16 protein-coding genes are annotated in these 18,108 nt (G+C 62.1%); 6 read left to right on the top strand and 10 right to left on the bottom strand.

Annotation, left to right across the window (positions count from 1 at the left end; translation table 11 throughout):
* Positions 1–13: 13 nt before the first annotated feature.
* The 7 genes from LOY52_RS15625 to LOY52_RS15595 form a co-directional block, all read right to left on the bottom strand.
* The gene (locus LOY52_RS15625) at positions 14–1,369 is read right to left on the bottom strand and encodes a nucleobase:cation symporter-2 family protein (protein ID WP_258674885.1); all 1,356 of its coding nucleotides are present in this window, start codon (positions 1,367–1,369) and stop codon (positions 14–16) included.
* A 259-nt stretch (positions 1,370–1,628) separates the two neighbouring features.
* On the bottom strand, positions 1,629–2,669 hold the full coding sequence (locus tag LOY52_RS15620) for a GTP-binding protein (RefSeq protein ID WP_258674883.1): 1,041 nt from the start codon (positions 2,667–2,669) through the stop codon (positions 1,629–1,631).
* A 75-nt stretch (positions 2,670–2,744) separates the two neighbouring features.
* Positions 2,745–3,359: a UbiX family flavin prenyltransferase gene (locus tag LOY52_RS15615; protein ID WP_258679881.1), complete on the bottom strand. Its 615-nt coding sequence runs from the start codon at positions 3,357–3,359 to the stop codon at positions 2,745–2,747.
* A gap of 11 nt (positions 3,360–3,370) precedes the next feature.
* Positions 3,371–4,756 (bottom strand): UbiD family decarboxylase, encoded by a 1,386-nt coding sequence (locus LOY52_RS15610; RefSeq protein WP_258674881.1) that lies wholly within the window; start codon positions 4,754–4,756, stop codon positions 3,371–3,373.
* Between the two features lie 269 nt (positions 4,757–5,025).
* Positions 5,026–5,931, bottom strand: coding sequence for an amidohydrolase family protein (locus LOY52_RS15605; RefSeq protein WP_003224037.1), 906 nt, complete (start codon positions 5,929–5,931; stop codon positions 5,026–5,028).
* Positions 5,932–5,935: 4 nt separating this feature from the next.
* The gene (locus tag LOY52_RS15600; RefSeq protein ID WP_258674879.1) at positions 5,936–6,865 is read right to left on the bottom strand and encodes an amidohydrolase family protein; all 930 of its coding nucleotides are present in this window, start codon (positions 6,863–6,865) and stop codon (positions 5,936–5,938) included.
* A gap of 336 nt (positions 6,866–7,201) precedes the next feature.
* Entirely contained in the window at positions 7,202–8,092 is an 891-nt protein-coding gene (locus LOY52_RS15595; RefSeq protein WP_258674877.1) for a LysR substrate-binding domain-containing protein, read from the bottom strand.
* A gap of 118 nt (positions 8,093–8,210) precedes the next feature.
* On the opposite strand from LOY52_RS15595, the gene LOY52_RS15590 reads away from it, so the two are divergent.
* The 6 genes from LOY52_RS15590 (at position 8,211) to LOY52_RS15565 (ending at position 14,905) form a co-directional block, all read left to right on the top strand.
* Entirely contained in the window at positions 8,211–8,675 is a 465-nt protein-coding gene (locus LOY52_RS15590; RefSeq protein ID WP_258674875.1) for a (2Fe-2S)-binding protein, read from the top strand.
* Positions 8,675–10,888 (top strand): xanthine dehydrogenase family protein molybdopterin-binding subunit, encoded by a 2,214-nt coding sequence (locus LOY52_RS15585; protein WP_258674873.1) that lies wholly within the window; start codon positions 8,675–8,677, stop codon positions 10,886–10,888. Before LOY52_RS15590 ends, LOY52_RS15585 begins: the two co-directional genes overlap by 1 nt.
* Before the next feature lie 6 nt (positions 10,889–10,894).
* Complete coding sequence (locus tag LOY52_RS15580; protein WP_007965231.1) at positions 10,895–11,788, top strand: LysR substrate-binding domain-containing protein; 894 nt, start codon at positions 10,895–10,897, stop codon at positions 11,786–11,788.
* Positions 11,789–11,977: 189 nt separating this feature from the next.
* Entirely contained in the window at positions 11,978–13,474 is a 1,497-nt protein-coding gene (locus tag LOY52_RS15575) for a helix-turn-helix transcriptional regulator (RefSeq protein ID WP_258674870.1), read from the top strand.
* Positions 13,475–13,608: 134 nt separating this feature from the next.
* Complete coding sequence (locus tag LOY52_RS15570; protein ID WP_123588182.1) at positions 13,609–13,866, top strand: DUF1652 domain-containing protein; 258 nt, start codon at positions 13,609–13,611, stop codon at positions 13,864–13,866.
* A gap of 817 nt (positions 13,867–14,683) precedes the next feature.
* Complete coding sequence (locus tag LOY52_RS15565; RefSeq protein ID WP_147304815.1) at positions 14,684–14,905, top strand: hypothetical protein; 222 nt, start codon at positions 14,684–14,686, stop codon at positions 14,903–14,905.
* Between the two features lie 112 nt (positions 14,906–15,017).
* Here LOY52_RS15565 and LOY52_RS15560 read toward each other — a convergent pair whose 3' ends face one another.
* From LOY52_RS15560 to LOY52_RS15550, 3 genes are all read right to left on the bottom strand, one after another.
* Complete coding sequence (locus LOY52_RS15560; RefSeq protein ID WP_007965755.1) at positions 15,018–15,785, bottom strand: SDR family oxidoreductase; 768 nt, start codon at positions 15,783–15,785, stop codon at positions 15,018–15,020.
* 22 nt (positions 15,786–15,807) lie between these two features.
* Entirely contained in the window at positions 15,808–16,875 is a 1,068-nt protein-coding gene (locus LOY52_RS15555) for a phosphotransferase family protein (RefSeq protein ID WP_258674866.1), read from the bottom strand.
* 156 nt (positions 16,876–17,031) lie between these two features.
* A complete protein-coding gene (locus LOY52_RS15550) occupies positions 17,032–18,000 on the bottom strand; it encodes a 2-hydroxyacid dehydrogenase (protein WP_258674864.1) in 969 nt (322 codons plus the stop codon).
* Positions 18,001–18,108: the final 108 nt, after the last annotated feature.

Below are 18,108 nucleotides of genomic sequence, written 5' to 3'. Positions count from 1 at the left end.
GGGCAGGCTCCAGTCAGAGAATGTGCGAGGCGGATTTACCGGGTGTGGTGTCTGGCACGCTGACGCCGTTGAGCGCCGCGTTGAGCAGCACCGACACCAGGCAGGCGATGACCACGCTGCTGTGCAGGAACGGCTGTGACCACTCGGGCATTTGTTTGAACAAAGAAGGCGCGAGCACCGGCACCAGCGCGGCGGCGATGGTGAAACCGACGATCAGCACGTTGAAGCGATTGCGCTCGTAATCGACCTTGGCCAGGGTCTGAATCCCCGCTGCCGCGACCACACCGAACATGGCAATGCCGGCACCGCCCAGCGCCGCGGTGGGCATCGACGCGATGATCGCCCCGGCCTTGGGCACCAGCGCAATCGAACACATCAGCAGGCCACTGACGGCGACCACCCAGCGGCTGCGCACACCGGTCAGGATCACCAGACCGACGTTTTCCATGAAGGCGATAAACGGGAATGCGGCGAACATCCCGGCGATGGTGCTGGCCAGGCCATTGGCGCGCAGGCCATTGACCACTTGCTGGTCTTCCACCGGTTTGTCGACGATGTCGCCGATGGCCACGAACAGCCCCATCGACTCGACCATCTGCACGATCATCACCACCACCATGGTCGCGATGGGGATCAGGCTGAACGTCGGCAGGCCGAAGTAGAACGGGTAGGGCACGGTCAGCCACGGCGCCTCTTCGGCGCTGTGAAAATTGCCCATGCCCAGACCGTAGGCCAGACCGGCGCCGACCAGCATCCCCACCAGCACCGCCATGTTGCGCAGCAACGGACTGCCATAGCGATTGACCAGCAGAATGGTCAGCAGCACCACCACCGCCACCGCGAGAAATGCCGGGGCGCCGAAGTTGCTCGCGTTGCGCCCGCCACCGACCCATTCATAGGCGATCGGGAACAGCTGCAAGCCGATCACGGTAACGATGCAGCCGGTGACCACCGGCGGGAAAAACCGCCGTAATCGGCCCACGAACGGCGCCATCAGCATGGTGAAAATACCGGCGCCGATCACCGCGCCGCAGACTCCGGCGAAGCCCACTTCGGGGTTGCTGCCGATGGCGATCACCGGGCCGACGCTGCTGAACGCCACGCCTTGCAGGATCGGCAGGCGTACGCCGAATTTCCAGAAGCCGACGGTTTGCAAAAGAGTGGCAATGCCGGAGCAGAACAGCGTGGTACTGATCAGCACCACGGTGTCGGCGTGGGACATCTTCAGGGCACTGGCGACGATCAACGGCACGGCGATGGCGCCGATGTACGAGACGGCCATGTGTTGCAGGCCGAGGGTGAGCATCTGTCGCACCGGCAGGACGCGGTCGACGGGGTGCACGGTGGAGGAAGGAGTGGCTGACGACATGGGGAATCACCTCTAGCTGTTGTTATTCGGTACAGAGGGGTATTCGTCTGATGCCGATCAATTGATTGACGCCGTGATGAGACACCTGTGGCGAGGGAGCTTGCTCCCGCTGGACTGCGCAGCAGGCCCATGCTGTTCAGGGGCCGCTTCGCGACCCAGCGGGAGCAAGCTCCCTCGCCACAGGTACCGTGTCACCGCCAAGTGATCGTTCCAGTCATTCGTGCTGCGAAGCCGCCATCCACCGGCTCCGAGGCCTTGTTCAGCCTGCCAGGCAGGCGGCAAAGCCCTGGTCCAGCGCCGCGCGATCCAGGTCGCGGCCGATGAACACGATCTTGCTCGAGCGAGGCTCCGTGCCCCACGCGGTCGAGGCGCGAAATTCCACCAGACTGTGCACGCCTTGCAGCACGTAGCGCTGGTCTTCGTTGGCCACGGCGAGCACGCCTTTCATGCGGTAGAGGTTGTCGGCCTGGGACGAGCGCAGTTCGCTGATCCAGCGGTGGAACGCCATCAGGTTGACCGCGCCGTCCACGGCGATGCCCACCGATGACACGCTCGGGTCGTGTTCGTGGTCTTCTGATTCATGGTGGTGGTCATGGTCGTGATGCTCAGGTTCCGCGCCGATTTCCATAAGCTTCTGCGTGCACTCGAACGCACCGATGCCGAGGATTTTCGTCAGGTCGATTTGCGCGTGGGTCGAGGTCACCAGATCTGCGGTGGCGTTCAAACCACGGATCTTGCCGCGCAGAATGTCCACCTCGTCGCTGCTGACCAGATCGACCTTGTTGATGACGATGCGGTCAGCGCAGACGATCTGATCCACCGCCTGATTGTCGACGCCATCCAGTTGCAGATCCTCCAGGTGCTGGGCGATGTGCTTGGCGTCGACCATGGTCACGATCGCATCGAGTTCGACTTCTTCGGCAATCGGGTCATTGATGAAAAAGCTTTGCGCCACCGGATACGGATCGGCCAGCCCGCTGGTCTCGATCAGGATGTGATCGAGGCGCACCGGGCGCGCCACCAGCTCGCGGACGATGCGCACCAGATCCTCGCGGACCTCGGCGGTGCAGCACACGCAGCCGTTGACCATTTCGTAGATTTCTTCGGTCTCGGAACTGAGTACCAGATCGCCGTCGATGCCGACCTCGCCGAACTCGTTTTCGATCACGGCGATCTTGCGTCCGTGGTTTTCCTTGAGGATGTAGTTGAGCAGGGTGGTTTTGCCGGCACCGAGGAAGCCGGTGAGGATGGTCACGGGGATTTTGGTGTTGGGGGTTGGGGCGTTGAAGGGGGTGTTCATCTGGAGCTCCTTACCTGTGTTTTTTGTCGGAGTGCGATCAACTGTGGGAGCTAGCCTGCTAGCGAATGCGGTGTGTCATTCAGCGGTGATGGTGACTGGTCCAGCGCTTTCGCGAGCAGGCTCGCTCCCACAGGGATTTGGGTGTTCTTGCCATCGGCGGGCAACGCCGGCATCCAGGCCGAACAGGTCGAGCACTCTGCCGAGGCTGTGATCGACCATTTGCGCCAGGCTTTCGGGCCGGGCATAGAACGCCGGCACTGGGGGCGCGATGATCCCGCCCATCTCGGTCACGGCAGTCATGTTGCGCAGGTGGGCGAGGGTCAGCGGGGTTTCGCGGGCCATCAGCACCAGGGTGCGGCGTTCCTTGAGGGTGACGTCGGCGGCGCGGCCGATCAGCCCGGACGAAGTGCCGGTCGCGATCTCCGCCAGGGTCCTCATCGAACATGGCGCGACCACCATGCCGAGGCAGCGAAACGAGCCGCTGGCAATCCCGGCGGCAACGTCATCGGCGCGGTGGTAGTGGCTGGCGAGCGCAGTGACCTCGGCCAGTTTGTAGTCGGTCTCGTGGGCCATGGTCAGCAGCGCGGCGCGGCTGATGATCAGGTGGCTTTCGATGTCCAGTTCGCGGAGCAATTGCAGCAGACGCACGCCGTAGATGAAGCCGGACGCGCCGCTGATGCCGACCACCATCCGCTGGCGGTTCACGATGCCAGCCCTTTGAGCAATTGCCGCGCACGTTCGAGCACGTCCTGATCAAGCTGCGCCTTGATCCCGTCGAAGCCCGAGCCACGAGTGGCGTCCAGGCCCATACGCGAAGTGGTGCCGTTGGCCGATGACGACGGATCCAGCGGGCTGCCGGGCAAGCCATCGATTATGAAAATATCCAGATGCGGCTGGAAGTGCGTGGCCAGCGCCCACAACACCTGGCTGTCGTCGGTGATGTCGATATCGCTGTCCACCGCGATCACGCTTTTCAGGTACGGGTCCCAGCCGAGCAGGGCCAGCATGATCTGCCGCGCTTCGCCGTCGCGGCTCTGGTCCAGCGCCACGTAGCAATGAAAGTGCGTGCCGGAGTTCGGGTAATGCACGGCGGTGACGGCAGGGAAACGTGCCTTGAGCTTCTCGCTCATTTCCGCTTCGCGCGGCAGTCGCGCAAGGGTCAGATGCTCGGCGTAGCGGCCGCCCATCACGTCCACCAGCCAGGCGTCTTTGCGCCGCAGCAGGGTGTCGACGCGCAACACGTTGTTGGTCGAACGATCCGAGGAATAACCGCTGAACTCGCCGAACGGGCCTTCCTCGGCGTAGGCCGTCGGGTCGATGGCGCCTTCGAGGACGAACTCCGCGTAAGCCGGTACGCCGATGCCATGGCGCGGGGTCTTGACCAGTTCCAGCGGCGCGCCGAACAGGCCGCCGGCGACGGCACGTTCATCGCTGCCGTAGGGTAAACGCGCCGCCGCCGCGAGCATGAACAACGGATGCGCGCCGACCACCATTGCCACGCGCAATTCTTCGCCGCGCTCACGGGCAGTCTGCAGCATCCGCCACAGGTGTCCACGCGAGTGCAGGCTGGTCGCCAGGGACTGGCGGGCGTGGCGCATCGAGCGGTGGTAGCTCATGTTGGCGATGCCGGTCAGCGGGTCCTCGGCGATGATGATCGCGTTGGTGATGTACGGGCCGCGATCACTGTCGAAATGCTTGAGCATCGGCAGCAGTGCCAGATCCACGGCTTCGCCTTCGAACACTTCATCGAGCACCGGGCCGCTTTCCACGTAGCGCGGGGCGATGGGCTGGTTGGCGCGGCGCTGGAAGGTTTCGTGCAGTTGCGCCGGGGTGACGCCGAACAACCGGGCAATGCGGGTGCGGGAGGCGAACAGGTTAGTTGCCACCGGTACCTTGAGGCCGCCGACGTTTTCGCAGATCAGCAACGGATCGCGGCCCTGTGTGGCGAGGGCATCGACCAGGGCGGTGATGTCCTGATCGGCAGAAAGCGTTTGGGTGATGGTCAGCACATCGTCCGGGTACTCACGGCGATAGGCGTCGATGAACACGTGAAAATCCTGAGAATCGCCGAGCGTCGAACGGGTCATGGTTTCACCTCGTAAAAAGCAGGCACGCAGGGGTGAGAGGGCGTTCGATCGAGCAGCCGTTGGCCTGCCGGTCGAGGGAACGCCGGGTCATCTTCGTGCCTGTAAAGTCGCTGTGTTGCTCACTTGAAACACTGAAGATCCCGTGTGGCGAGGGAGCTTGCTCCCGCTGGACTGCGCAGCAGGCCCAAGCTCTTTGGGAAAAAGCGGGGCGGCTTCGCCACCCAGCGGGAGCAAGCTCCCTCGCCACAGAGGTGCAGCATTTCTTCAGGTCAGAGGTACGTAGTGGTCAGGCGAATATCCGCCTCAACCAGATCCTTCGGCGGTGGCGTCGGTTCGATCCCGCACAACCGGGCGATGTTATTGCCCAGGTAGTCCTCCAGATGATCCTCGTCGATGCCCAGCCCCTGCGGTGCCGGTGAGCACAACACCTCCAGCTCGCGCAGCCACATGCCCGGTTCGTTCGGCGGCGAGTCGGTGCCGAACACGATCTTGTTGCGCGGCAGTTCCTTGGCGAATTCGACGATCCGCGACTGGAAGCACCAGCCGGATTCGCAGTACACGTTCGGCGTGTCCATCGCCATCCAGAACGCCTCGAACGAGTAGTTGCCGCCGGTCTGGATGCCGAAGTGGCCGATGATGAAATTGACCATCGGGAACTCACGGATGATCGGGTAGAACATCGTCGGAATAGTGTACGGGCCGTCGCCGGTGTGGATCAGCACGACGATGTTGTACTTGGCGCAGACTTTCATCGCCGGGCGCAGCCAGTCGAGTGCCCGGTCCGGGCGATAGCCGTGCATGTTGGCGTGCAGCTTGAGCATCTTGAAGCCGTATTCCTTGATGTGGAATTCCAGCTCCGCCGCACCGTTTTCCGGTCCCCAGCGCGGGTTGAAGTTGAAGTTGCCGATGAAGCGGTCCGGGTACTTCACACAGAGTTCGGCGACGTAGGACATGTAGTCGCGCACGCCCTCGCGGCCCCGGCGGTTGCCGTCGCGATAACCGGTGTTGCCCGGTGGCGGCTGGATGAAACCCATGTCGATGCGGCGTGGTTTGCCGTTGATCATGTACGGGCCGTCCATCAGCTTGAGCATGCGCTCGCCGGTGAACGGTTCGCCGGTGTGGCGCCAGGCCTCGTCGACCAGGTTGGTGGGGTGCAGATGGGTGTCGATGATCATCGGTTCAGCTCCTGGCCAGTTGCGTGGTGACGGGGCGCTTGAGTTGCGCCTCTGCTTCGGAAACGGAACGCGGCGGCGGGGTCGGTTCGAGGCCGATCATCCGCCCGGTGTTGTTGCCCAGGTACTCTTCGAGGGTGTCCTCGTCGAGGTTGAGGCCCTGCGGCGGCTCGTGGCACAGCACTTCGAGCAGGCGCAGCCACATGCCCGGTTCGTTCGGCGGGGTGTCGGTGCCGAAGAGGATCTTGTGTGTTGGCAAGACTTTGGCGAACTCGACGATCCGCGATTGCAGGCACCAGCCGGATTCGCAGTAGACGTTGGGCAGCTCCATCGCCCATTGCATCGGTTCGAACACGTAGACCCCGCCGGTCTGCACGCCGAAGTGGGCCATGATGAAATTGACGTTGGGGAATTCCTTGATCATCGGCACCCATTCCGAGGGAATGCTGTACGGCCCGTCACCGGTGTGCAGCTTGACCGGAATGCCCAGCTCGGCGCACTTCTCGAAGCACGGGCGCACCCAGTCCAGTGCACGATCAGGCCGGTAGGCGTGCATGTTGGCCTGCATCTGCACCATCTTGAAACCGTGCTCCTTGACGTAGCGCTCGATCGCCTCGACGCCGTTTTCCACGCCGCAGCGCGGGTTGTAGACGAAGCAGCCGATGAAACGATCGGGGTAGGTCTGCACCATTTTCAGGGTGTAGGCCATGTAGGCGTCGATGGATTCGCGGCCCGAGAGTTCGCCGTCGGTCCAGGTGTAAATGGTGTTGCCCTGCGGCGGCTGGATGAAGGCTTTGTCGATCCGGCGAGGTTTGCCGTTGACCATGTACGGGCCATCCATCATCTCCAGCAGACGCTCGCCGGTGAACGGGTCACCGTCATGCCTCCAGGCGAGGTCCACGAGATCCGTGGGATAGCAGCTGATATCGATGATCATTGAAGTCGATCTCCTGATAGCGGGGAAGGGAGCCTTGCGGCTCTCGGCATCCACGCCCCGGGCTATCGGCCATTTCTATGCGCAGTACTCGCGCATTCCCTCGCCTGTTCGCATCCGGCCCGGGTGGGTGGTTGCTGAGGGCGAGTATTGGAAAGGGGGGAGGGGTTCGTACAATATTAATTGGGCGCGGTGGTGATACTTGGGCGATATGGGGAAAATCAGGATCAAAAGATCGCAGCCTTCGGCAGCTCCTAGACTGATCTGTGCCCTAGCCTAATTCCTCTGTAGGAGCTGCCGAAGGCTGCGATCTTTTGATCTTCGGTGCTCGCGAAGGCGTCAGGACTGTGTACGCAGCGCCAACTGTTTGATGGCTTCAACCACCGGCGCCACCCGCTCGGCCTGCCCATGCGGCCACACCGCGTAGAGGTTGTAATGCGCAGCAATCTGCGCCTCGTTCAACGCCACCAGCCGCCCACTGCGCAACGCATCGGCGGCGAGCAAACCGCGCACCAGCCCGGCACCAACCCCGGCTTCGGCAGCCGCAATCAGGTTCGCCGCATTATCGAAAATCACCCGCGCCGCTGGCTCTACCGGGGGCATCCCGGCCGCATCCAGCCACGGAATCCACGAGCGTCGCGTATAACCCAACAAGGGCAACTGCAGAATCTGCGCCGGGCTCAACGGCAACTGCAAACCATAGCGCTCAAGCAGTGCCGGTGAAGCCACCGCCAGCACCCGGTCGCCGCAGATCTGCGTCATCTCGCAGTCATCCCAGTCGCCATAGCCGTAACGCAACGCCAGATCGACCCGCTCGAAGCTGCTGCGATCACTGCGCGGCATCGACAGCAGCGTCACCTCGTAATCCGGCAGTCCGTCGAGCAATTCCGGCAGGCGTGGATTGAGCCAGCTCTGCGCCAGCTCACTGTCGACGTCCAGGGTCAGACGTTGCGCCACGCTGCGGTTTTTCACCGAGGACAGTGCGCGGTCGATCTGCGCCAGACCGTCCGACAGCACGCTGGCAAACAGTTGCCCGGCATCGGTCAGGTTGCTGCCGCCGCCTTCACGCACAAACAACGGCTGGCCAATGAAGTCTTCGAGGGCGCGGATCTGCTGGCTGATCGCGCTGTGCGTCAGGTCGAGCTTGCGCGCCGCGCTGGAGAAACTGCCGCTGCGCGCCGCGTGGATGAACGCGCTCATGGACTGCACCGACGGGTATCGCTTGTACATGTTGTTAGTCCTGCTTACAGCGGTTGGCAGAAATCGTCGCTGGCCGCGTGTTGCGTGGGCTTCCAATAATCGATGACCAGGCCCGCACAAAGACGGGCCGCTCTTTTGGAGCCTGACAATGATCGCATTCACGGTAAACGGCGAACGACGCGAGCTGGATGAAGCGTCCCCCTCCATGCCCTTGTTATGGGTACTGCGTGATCAACTGAAACTCACCGGCACCAAATTCGGCTGCGGCATGGGCCTGTGCGGTGCCTGCACCGTGCATCTGGACGGTGTCGCGGTGCGTTCCTGCCAGTTGCCGCTGGCCGCCGTCGCGGGCCACAGCATCACCACCATCGAAGGCCTGTCGCCGAACGAAAGCCATCCGCTGCAACTGGCCTGGGTCGCCGAAGATGTGCCGCAATGCGGCTACTGTCAATCCGGGCAGATCATGTCCGCCGCCGCGCTGCTCAACACCGGTGCGGCAGTGACCGACGATTCGATCCGCAATGCGATGAGCGGCAATATCTGCCGTTGCGGCACCTACGGGCGGATCAACAAAGCGATCAAACGTGCGGCGAACGCGCCGAGGGAGGCCTGATGAGGCTGCGCGACGACACCTTGCTCGAACCCTCCCGCCGGGTGTTTCTCAAGCAAGCGGCGACGGTCGCTTCGGGCCTGGCGATTGCCTTGTACCTGCCGTCCGGTAGCGCCGCCAGCGACTCGAAAACCTCGGCGCCGGCCACGGAATTCGAACCCAACGCCTGGGTGCGGATCTTCCCCGACGGCACGGTGAAACTGGTGGTGCACAAGCATGATTCCGGCACCGGCACGCAAACAGCGCTGGCCGCATGCGTAGCCGAGGAGCTGGATGTGAACCCGATGACCGTGCAGGTCATCACCCCGGAAGATCCGTTTTTCGAGACCTACATTCATCCGGTCTGGAAAGTCTTTTCCACCGGCGGCAGCACCAGTGTGTCGCTGGAATACGAGCGCCTGCGTATGGCCGGGGCCACGGCGCGGGCGCTGTTGATCACGGCGGCAGCGCAGCAATGGAAAGTCAGCCCCGACAGTTGCAGCACCGAAGAAGGTCGGGTGGTTCATCTGTCCAGCAAACGCAGCCTCGGTTATGGCGAACTGGTCGGCGTGGCGGCGCGTCTGCCGGCACCGGCCCACGTCACCCTGAAGGATCCGGCGCAGTTCAAATACATCGGCAAACTGCGGCACAAGCGCGATGCCGCGGCCAAGGTCTGCGGGCGCTTCAAGTACAGCATCGACGTTCAGTTGCCGGGGATGCTGGTGGCGGTGATTCAGCGCGCGCCGGTAGTCGGGGCGAAAGTCGACAGCGTGAATTCGGCGGCGGCATTACAGGTGCCGGGCGTGCGCCAGGTGCTTGCAATCCCCGGGCGCCCAGACGTGCTCGGCGGCAATCTGGAAGGCGTCGCGGTGTTGGCCGAGACTTTCTGGGCGGCGCAGCAGGGGCGCAAGCTGTTGGAGATCAAATGGAGCGACTCGCCACTGGCCGGGTTCGACAGCGCGGAACTGGGCAAAGCGCAAGCGGCCGCTATTTCCGACCCGAAAAGCCAGACCATCAAAGCCATGACGCATGGCGATGTTGACGCGCAATGGCCGCATGCGGCGAAGCTGATCGAAGCCGATTTCCACATGCCGTACAAAGTGCAGAACCCGCTGGAACCGATCTGCATCACCGCGCACGTGCAGGATAAGGCGATCACCTATTGGGGCGGTGTGCAGGTGCCGTCGTCGGCGCTGGAAGCGGCGCAAACCGTATGCAGCATTGCCAAGGACAAGGTCACCATCAATGAACTGGTGTCCGGCGGCAGCTTCGGCGCGCGGGAGGCCAAATACTGGTTGTTCGAGGTGGCGTATCTGGCGCAGCAAACCGGTGTACCGGTGAAGTTGCTCAACAGTCGCGAAGACGAAATGCACGCTTTGTTCAATCACCCGGCGACGCTGCACCGAGTCAAAGGTGCGCTGGATGCCCACGGCCAACTCAGCGCGCTGCAACTGCACGCGGTGTCACCGGCCTCGCCGGAGCAGTGGGAGCCGGGCTATTTCGAACGCCCGGATCACATGGATTACAGCACCACCGAAGCGATCACCGCGTGGGACTTCGCCTACCATCCGCCGCATCTGCAGCTGAATTGGGTCAAGCACGAAAGCCATGTGCCCAGCGGCTGGTATCGCTCGGTGAGCTTCATTCCCAACGTGTTCGCCATCGAGAGCTTCATGGACGAGCTGGCCCACGCGGCGGGCGCCGATCCGTTGGCGTTCCGTCTGGCGAATATGCAGGAGCGGCCGCGGCATGTGGCGGTGCTCAAACAGGCCGCCGAGCGTGCCGGCTGGGGTCAGCCGCTGCCGCCGGGCACTGCGCTGGGGATTGCCACCAATCAGGGTTACACCAGTTTCATCGCCGTAGTGGCGCGGGTCGCGACGGTCGATGGCAAGTCGAAAGTCGAGAAGCTGACCTGCGTGGTCGATTGCGGTCTGGCGGTTTCGCCGGGCGGGGTCGAGGAGCAGATCTACGGCGGTCTGATGTGGGGTCTCGGTCATGCCTTGTTCGACCGGCTCGACATACAACAGGGCAGAGTGGTGCAGAGCAATTTCCACGATTATCGTGTGACCCGGATGTCGGACATGCCGGCCACGGACATCGTGGTGCTGGATGGCGAGCCGGGCAAACCCGGTGGCGTCGGCGAGTTGGGCAGTCCGTCGGTGGCGCCGGCAATTGCCAACGCCTTGTTTGCGCTGACCGGCGTGCGCCAGCGCTCAACGCCGCTGAGCTTGGGGTAAGCCGCCATGGACCTGCGTCTGCTGCGGTATTTCATGGCCTTGGCCGATGAGCTGCATTTCGGCCGGGCCGCCGAGCGCCTGCACATTTGCCAGCCGCCCCTGAGCCAGCAGATTCGCCTGCTGGAAGAGGAACTCGGCACGCCGCTGTTCGAGCGCAGTCATCACCGGGTCGAGCTGACAGCAGCGGGGCAGATGCTCAAGGAGCAGGCGCCGCTGGTGTTTGAACAACTGGAACGGGCACTGGACCTGACCCGGCAGACCGGGCGCGGGCAACTCGGCGAACTGGAAATCGGCATGATCAGTTCGGTGATGGTCGGCGTGCTGCCCAAGGCCCTGCATCTGTTTCGCGAGCGCTATCCGCAGGTGAACTGGCGGCTGCATGAAATGACCCCGGCGGCGCAGGTCAAGGCGTTGAAGGAAAAGCGTATCGATGCCTGCGTGTTTCGCGTGGGTTATGACGATCCGTTGCTGCGCAACGAGTTGTTGATCTACGAGCCGATTCATGTGGTGATGCCGGCCGATCATCCGTTAGCCAGGCGCGCGGTGCTGGCCCCGACGGATCTGGCGCAGGAGCCGTTTGTCGCGCTGGAACTGAAGCAGTCGCGGTTCGCCAACTTCCTTTATCAGTGCTGCATTCAGGCCGGATTCACCCCGCAGATCCGCCAGCAGGTGATCGAGGTGCAGACCTTGCTCAGTCTGGTGCGGGCCGGTTTCGGGGTGGCGCTGCTGCCTGCTTCTATCGAGCAGTTGGCTCCGGCGGGGCTGGTGTTCCGCAAGCTGACGCCGGCGCTGCCGGAGGTGCCGTTGTATGCGACTTACCGCGCTGATGATGCTTCGCCGGTGCTCAGGCTGTTTCTCGATACGTTGCGGGAGTTGGTGGAAATGTCGGGCCAACCTTGATCCCTCTTGTGGGAGCGAGCTTGCTCGCGAAGGCGGTGTGTCAGCCGACAAATTATTTGAATGAAATACCGCATTCGCGAGCAAGCTCGCTCCCACAGGGGGACTGTGGTGGTGCGGGAATTTATGTTCGGCACGATCACGAACGCTTGCGGTCGTAATCTTCACACGCGCATTCCCTGTGGAGATCCAATGAGCCAGGAAGTCCTGACCACTGAAACCAACCGTCGCCAGCTGCAGCAGATCATCGCCGGGCTGTCCGACGGGGTGATTCTGCTGGAGCTCGATCAGAGCATCCTCTGGGCCAACGAGGCGGCGCTGGCGATGCACGGTGTCAGCCGGATCGGTGAGCTGGGCATTAATGCCGATGAGTATGCCAAGCGTTTCACTCTGCGGTATCGCAACAATCATCTGTTGCCGCCCGAGAACTATCCGATCAGCCGCGTCGCGCGCTGTGAAGTGTTCAGCGACCTGCTGATCGAGATGCATGCCGTGGATGACCCGGAACGTGTCTGGGTGCACAGTGTGCGCAGCATGGTGCTGACCGACCGCGAGGGCCAGCCGGAGTCACTGGTGCTGATCATGAGCGACGTCACCGATTGGGCCAACGCCGAGCAGCGCTTTGAAAAGACCTTCAATGCCAACCCGGCGCCGGCGGTGATCTGCCGCCTCAGCGATTTGCGCTACATCAAGGTCAATCCGGGGTTTCTGGAGATGACCGGTTACACCCGCGAGCAGGTGATCGGCACCTCGGCCTATGAAATCGACATCTTCGAGCAGGCCGAGCAAAAGGATCTGGCGATCCAGCGCCTGCGCGATGTGGCGACCATTCCGCAGATGCAGGCCGAACTGCGCCTGCCCGATGGCGGCAGCAAGCAAGTGATCGTCGCCGGGCAGCCTCTGGTGCTCAATGATGAGGATTGCATGCTGTTTTCCTTCGTCGACATGGAGCTGCGCCACAAGGCCGAAGTCGCGCTGCGTCAGAGTGAAGAGCGCTTTGCCAAGGCGTTCCGCCTGACTCCGGTGCCGATTCTGATCTGCACCGCCGACGAACAGCAGGTGATCGATGTCAATCAGGCGTTCCTCGACACCCTGGCGTACGAGAGTGACGACGTTGTCGGCAAAACCGTGACGCAGCTGAATTTCATTGACGACGACGGCGCGCGGGCACGACTGCTGACCGCCCTGGCGAAAAGCGGACGAGTGGATCGGGTCGATGTGCGGGTGCGCAAGAAGGACGCGGATCTGCTGGAGTGCGCGGTGTCTGCCGACACCGTGAATATTCAGGACACGCCGTGCTATCTGCTGGTGCTGATGGACATCACCGAACGCAAGCGCACCGAGCTGGAGCTGGTAGCGGCGATTGAAGAGGTGATGAAAGACGCTTCATGGTTCAGCCGGACGCTGATCGAAAAACTGGCCAACGTGAAGAAGGTCAACTCGCCGCAACTGCCGAGCGTGTCGTTCACTGACCTGACGGCGCGTGAGCGCGACGTGCTGGGGCTGATCTGCGAAGGGCTGGCCGACAAGGAGATCGCCGCCCGCCTGAAGCTCGCACCGAATACGGTGCGCAATCATGTGGCGACGGTGTATTCCAAGCTTGATGTGCACAGCCGCAGCGAGGCGATTGTCTGGGCGCGGGAGCGTGGTCTGTTTTCTGGCGAGCGCGGCGCGAAGGGTCAGCGGTAGGTGCAAATGCACTAGCTGATGCGGTGCAAATGCAGGTTCTGGTGAGATAGGGCAGTTCTTAGTCTGTTGGGGTGCGATACGAGCCTGTTGGCTTGGGATCGTCTCCCTTCGAAACAGCTAAAGGAACAGGCTCCATGATGAATCTTGCGCAGTTGCGCGCCAGCCTCGAACAGAGTTTTTCGCCATTGGCGTGCGAGTGTTCAGTGGATGGGGATCATTCGCTGACGGTGAAGTTGTATCACCCGGATTCGGGGCAGGTGGATCTGGTGATCAGTGGGTTGAAGCTCGATGCGTTGCGTACGCCTGAGTCGGTGGCGGCGCTGGTGGATGAGTTGCGGTATGAGTTGGAGAGTAATTCTTTGCGGGCTGCTCGGGATCCGGATATGGCTTAGGGTTTTAGGGGGTTTTAGGGGGTTTTGGGTGTATATCCGTTGCTGCGGTAACGGCCTCCTATGGTTCCGCCCTTACGGCGGGTCACCTTTTCCAAACGCCGAAAAGGTAACCCAAAAGGCTTTACCCTGACGTTCGGCCCTCGCCTGGGCTCGGGTTCCTTCGCTGCGGGATTCATCCGGGGGCAGCGCCTCCGGTTTGCTTCGCTGCACCTCCTCTCGCTGTGTTTGGCTGCGCCAAACGGTCGCTGCGCTCCCACCCCCGGACAAATCCCTCCACTCAGCCTGCCGACGGGCCCTCAGATCAAAAGCTTTCGGCGAGCTGACACTCGGCCAGTGTAGGAGCTGTCGCAGGCTGCGATCTTTTGATCTGGGGCTTCAGGTAGCCAGCCTGCTGGCGATGGCGGCCTGACAGCCGACCTGTTTCTGGCAGGAATACCCAATCCTGTGGGAGATGGCCTGCCAGCGATGGCGGCCTGACAGCCGATCTAGTTTTGTCAGAAATACTCAATCCTTGTGGGAGCTGGCCTGCCGGCGATGGCGGCCTCACAGCCGGCCTGTTTCTGGCAGGAATACTCAATCCTGTGGGAGCTGGCTTGCCAGCGATGGCGGCCTTGCAGAGAACACATTTCTTGCTGATGTATCCCTCCCACTCAGCTTTGCTCCCCACAAAATCGACAGCCAGTTCCCCCATCCCCCTCCATTTCACTGGCGCTTACAGGGTGGTCGGCTATAAAGAATGAGTGGTCAGGTCTTCCGTCATCCGCGGTATTCGTGCGCAATGGCGGAAGTGGCTCTTCCATTCATCGCGGGTCGTCCTATGAATAATCCTGGGAAACGCGTGTATCTGCCGTTGTCGCTGGCTTTCTCTATCGCGCTATTGAGCGGCTGCGCCAGTCCGCCGCCACCGCCGCCTGCTGCACCGCCACCACCGCCGGTGCGTACCTGTCAGACCCTGGAAAACACTCAGGTGTCGGGCGATATGTATGTTGACGAGCAGGTCACTCGGCATATCACCACCACCCGGTGTGTCACGCAGTAGCGTGGGGCGGCTTTGCTGGCGGTGCATAAGGTCATTGCCTGACCTCAATCCTGTGTAGGAGCTGCCGAACGCGGCGCGAGCCTTCGGCAGCTCCTACACAGGCGCGTCTGGTTTAGGACAGGAACCCTCCGTCCACATTCAGCGAAACCCCGGTGGTGTAGCTCGACGCATCACTCGCCAGATACAGCACCGCCCCCGCCATTTCACTCGGATCGGCCACGCGCTTGAGCGGGATCTGCGTCAGCGCCTGCTTGAGGATCGCGTCATTCTTCACCAAGGCCGAAGCGAATTTGGTGTCGGTCAGGCCCGGTAGCAAGGCGTTGCAGCGGATGCCGAATTGCGCGCATTCCTTGGCGAAGACCTTGGTCATGTTGATCACGGCAGCCTTGGTCACCGAGTAGATGCCCTGGAACACGCCCGGTGAAATCCCGTTGATCGAGGCGACGTTGATGATGCTGCCGCCACCGTTTTCGCGCATCAGCTTGCCGGCTTCCACCGACATGAAGAAGTAGCCACGGATGTTCACATCGACGGTCTTCTGGAACGCCCCGAGGTCAGTGTCCAGCACGTTGCAGAACTGCGGGTTGGTCGCGGCGTTGTTCACCAGAATGTCGAGGCGACCGAACTGTTCCTTGATCCCGGCGAAGACCTGGCTGATCTGTTCCATTTCACCAATGTGGCAGGCCACGGCGGTGGCCTTGCCGCCAGCGGCGATGATGGCGTCGGCGACGTGCTGGCAGCCTTCGAGCTTGCGGCTCGAGACGATCACGTGGGCGCCTTGCTGGGCCAGCAGTTTGGCGATGGCTTCACCGATGCCACGGCTGGCGCCGGAGACGAATGCGATTTTGCCGTCGAGGTCGAACAACTGAGTCTTGGACATAAGGGTTCCTTGGTGTGGGCCGTCAGAGGCTCGATTTCGCAATGACCTGCAGGCTCATGTGCTCCAGCAGTTTGTTCATGTGAATGAACTGCGCGAAGCGTTTGTCCTGGGTCTGGCCGTGGTAGAAGCGGTAGTAGATCTGCTGCACGATGCCGGCCAGACGGAACAGGCCGTAGGTGTAGTAGAAGTCGAAATTGTCGATCCGGATGCCCGAGCGTTCGGCGTAGTAATCGACGAATTCGCGGCGGGTCAGCATGCCCGGGGCGTGGCTTGGCTGGCGGCGCATCAGTTGCACCGGTGCCGGATCATCGGCCTGAATCCAGTAGGCGAGGGTGTTGCCCAGGTCCATCAGCGGATCGCCGAGGGTGGTCAGTTCCCAGTCAAGCACGCCGATGATCTGCATCGGGTTGTTCGGGTCGAGGATCACGTTGTCGAAGCGATAGTCGTTGTGGACGATGCTCGAGGTCGGATGGTCGGCCGGCATCTTGTCGTTGAGCCAGGCTTTGACTTTTTCCCAGTGCGGCGCATCCGGGGTCAGGGCTTTTTCGTAGCGCTCGCTCCAGCCTTTGATCTGACGGGCGACATAGCCTTCAGGCTTGCCCAGATCGCCGAGGCCGCAAGCGTTGTAGTCAACCCGGTGCAGCTCGACGAAACGGTCGATGAAGCTCTTGCACAGTGCTTCGGTTTTCGCTGCATCGAGGCCCAGTTCTGGCGGCAGGTCAGAGCGCAGGATGATGCCCTTGACCCGTTCCATCACATAGAACTCGGCACCGATCACCGACTCGTCGGTGCAGTGCACGTAGGCTTTCGGGCAGTAGGGGAAACCGTCGCGCAGTTGATTGAGGATGCGGAATTCGCGGCCCATGTCGTGGGCGGATTTGGCCTTGTGGCCGAACGGCGGCCGGCGCAGGACGAACTCCTGCTGCGGGTATTCCAGAAGGTAAGTCAGGTTCGACGCACCGCCGGGGAACTGGCTGATCTGCGGCGTGCCGGTCAGCCCCGGAATGTGCTTCTTCAAGTACGGATCGATCAGGCTGGCATCGAGTTCTTCGCCAGAGCGGATCCGGGTGGACTGGTCAGTAAGCGCCATGCTTATCCCTTCTGCTTATTTTGGAGGCCAGACATCATTGGCTAATCTAATGGCGCACTCGGGCGGCCACAAGCGCGCAGCGGTCTTATAGGTTAGCGTGTTGCAGGATAATCAGCGTTTCGAATAGGTACGGCAGCAGGGCGCTGCCGGCTCTTTTCAATGCACGCGCTGGTTGTTGAGCCTGGGGGGCAGGGCGATGGGCGTCAGCACCGGTTGCCCTGAGAAGAATGCCACGAGGTTTTTTCCCACCAGTTCCACGGTGCCTTGGGTGGCCTCGGGTGACAGGCCGGCAACGTGCGGCGTGAGAATCACATTACTCAGGGTTTTCAGCGCATCCGGCACCTGCGGTTCGTGATCGAACACGTCCAGTGCGGCGCCGGCAATCCGCCGTTGCTCAAGGGCAGTGATCAGATCCGCCGTGGCGATCACACTGGCCCGCGCGATGTTGACGATGAAACCGTTCGCGCCAAGGGCTTCGAGCACCGGGCGAGTCACCAGATGCTGGGTGCCGATTCCGCCCGGCGTAGCGATAATCAGAAAGTCCGAGGCGCGTGCCAGTTCGGTTGGCGTCGAGCAGAACGCGTAAGGCACATCACTGCGCAACTGACGGTTGTGGTAACTGATCTGCATGTCGAATCCGAGGTGAGCACGCTTGGCAATCGCCATGCCCACCGCGCCCAGGCCGAGAATGCCCAGGCGTTTATTGGCCAGCGACGGGCGCATGATCTTCGGCCATTCACCCCGGCGCACTGCCGCATCGCAGCGTGGAATGTCGCGCACCAGCGCCAACAGCATCGCCATCGCATGATCGGCCACCGACGAGGCATTGACCCCGGCACCATTGGTCACGGTGATCCCGCGATCGCTGGCAGCCTGCAGGTCAACGTGTTCATAACCGGCGCCGATCACGGTGATGATTTTCAGCGCCGGCAGGGCGGCGATTTCCTCAGCGGTCAGTCCCAGCGGGCCACGGGTCAGCACCGCGTCGATCCGTGCGCCGTGGCTGGCGATGGCTTGCGCACGTTCGGCAGGGGTTGGTGCGAGGATCAGGTGAAAGCCCTGATGCTCGAGAATCGGCAGATAGTCATTGATTGTTTCAACCAGTACCAGAACGGTGGCGGGCATTGCGCGGCTCCTGTGATCGTCGGCGGGGTTGGTTCGCGAAGTTGTTGCAGAGTGCTGATTGCGGAGCGGCTTGGCAATCGTTGTCATTCGCACGGTGGTGATTTGATT

The organism is Pseudomonas sp. B21-051 (assembly GCF_024748795.1).
Classification (GTDB): Bacteria; Pseudomonadota; Gammaproteobacteria; order Pseudomonadales; family Pseudomonadaceae; genus Aquipseudomonas; species Aquipseudomonas putida_A.
Note: the sequence above shows the minus strand (reverse complement) of the source record. Positions and strands in the feature narration are given on the sequence as shown.

Coding starts and splice junctions, on each gene's coding strand:
- LOY52_RS15610 (WP_258674881.1), bottom strand. CDS start 4,756: ATGACCCGTTCGACGCTCGGCGATTCTCAGGATTTTCACGTGTTCATC.
- LOY52_RS15565 (WP_147304815.1), top strand. CDS start 14,684: ATGAATAATCCTGGGAAACGCGTGTATCTGCCGTTGTCGCTGGCTTTC.
- LOY52_RS15555 (WP_258674866.1), bottom strand. CDS start 16,875: ATGGCGCTTACTGACCAGTCCACCCGGATCCGCTCTGGCGAAGAACTC.
- LOY52_RS15620 (WP_258674883.1), bottom strand. CDS start 2,669: ATGAACACCCCCTTCAACGCCCCAACCCCCAACACCAAAATCCCCGTG.
- LOY52_RS15605 (WP_003224037.1), bottom strand. CDS start 5,931: ATGATCATCGACACCCATCTGCACCCCACCAACCTGGTCGACGAGGCC.
- LOY52_RS15590 (WP_258674875.1), top strand. CDS start 8,211: ATGATCGCATTCACGGTAAACGGCGAACGACGCGAGCTGGATGAAGCG.
- LOY52_RS15580 (WP_007965231.1), top strand. CDS start 10,895: ATGGACCTGCGTCTGCTGCGGTATTTCATGGCCTTGGCCGATGAGCTG.
- LOY52_RS15550 (WP_258674864.1), bottom strand. CDS start 18,000: ATGCCCGCCACCGTTCTGGTACTGGTTGAAACAATCAATGACTATCTG.
- LOY52_RS15585 (WP_258674873.1), top strand. CDS start 8,675: ATGAGGCTGCGCGACGACACCTTGCTCGAACCCTCCCGCCGGGTGTTT.
- LOY52_RS15575 (WP_258674870.1), top strand. CDS start 11,978: ATGAGCCAGGAAGTCCTGACCACTGAAACCAACCGTCGCCAGCTGCAG.
- LOY52_RS15615 (WP_258679881.1), bottom strand. CDS start 3,359: ATGGTGGTCGGCATCAGCGGCGCGTCCGGCTTCATCTACGGCGTGCGT.
- LOY52_RS15570 (WP_123588182.1), top strand. CDS start 13,609: ATGATGAATCTTGCGCAGTTGCGCGCCAGCCTCGAACAGAGTTTTTCG.
- LOY52_RS15595 (WP_258674877.1), bottom strand. CDS start 8,092: ATGTACAAGCGATACCCGTCGGTGCAGTCCATGAGCGCGTTCATCCAC.
- LOY52_RS15560 (WP_007965755.1), bottom strand. CDS start 15,785: ATGTCCAAGACTCAGTTGTTCGACCTCGACGGCAAAATCGCATTCGTC.
- LOY52_RS15625 (WP_258674885.1), bottom strand. CDS start 1,369: ATGTCGTCAGCCACTCCTTCCTCCACCGTGCACCCCGTCGACCGCGTC.
- LOY52_RS15600 (WP_258674879.1), bottom strand. CDS start 6,865: ATGATCATCGATATCAGCTGCTATCCCACGGATCTCGTGGACCTCGCC.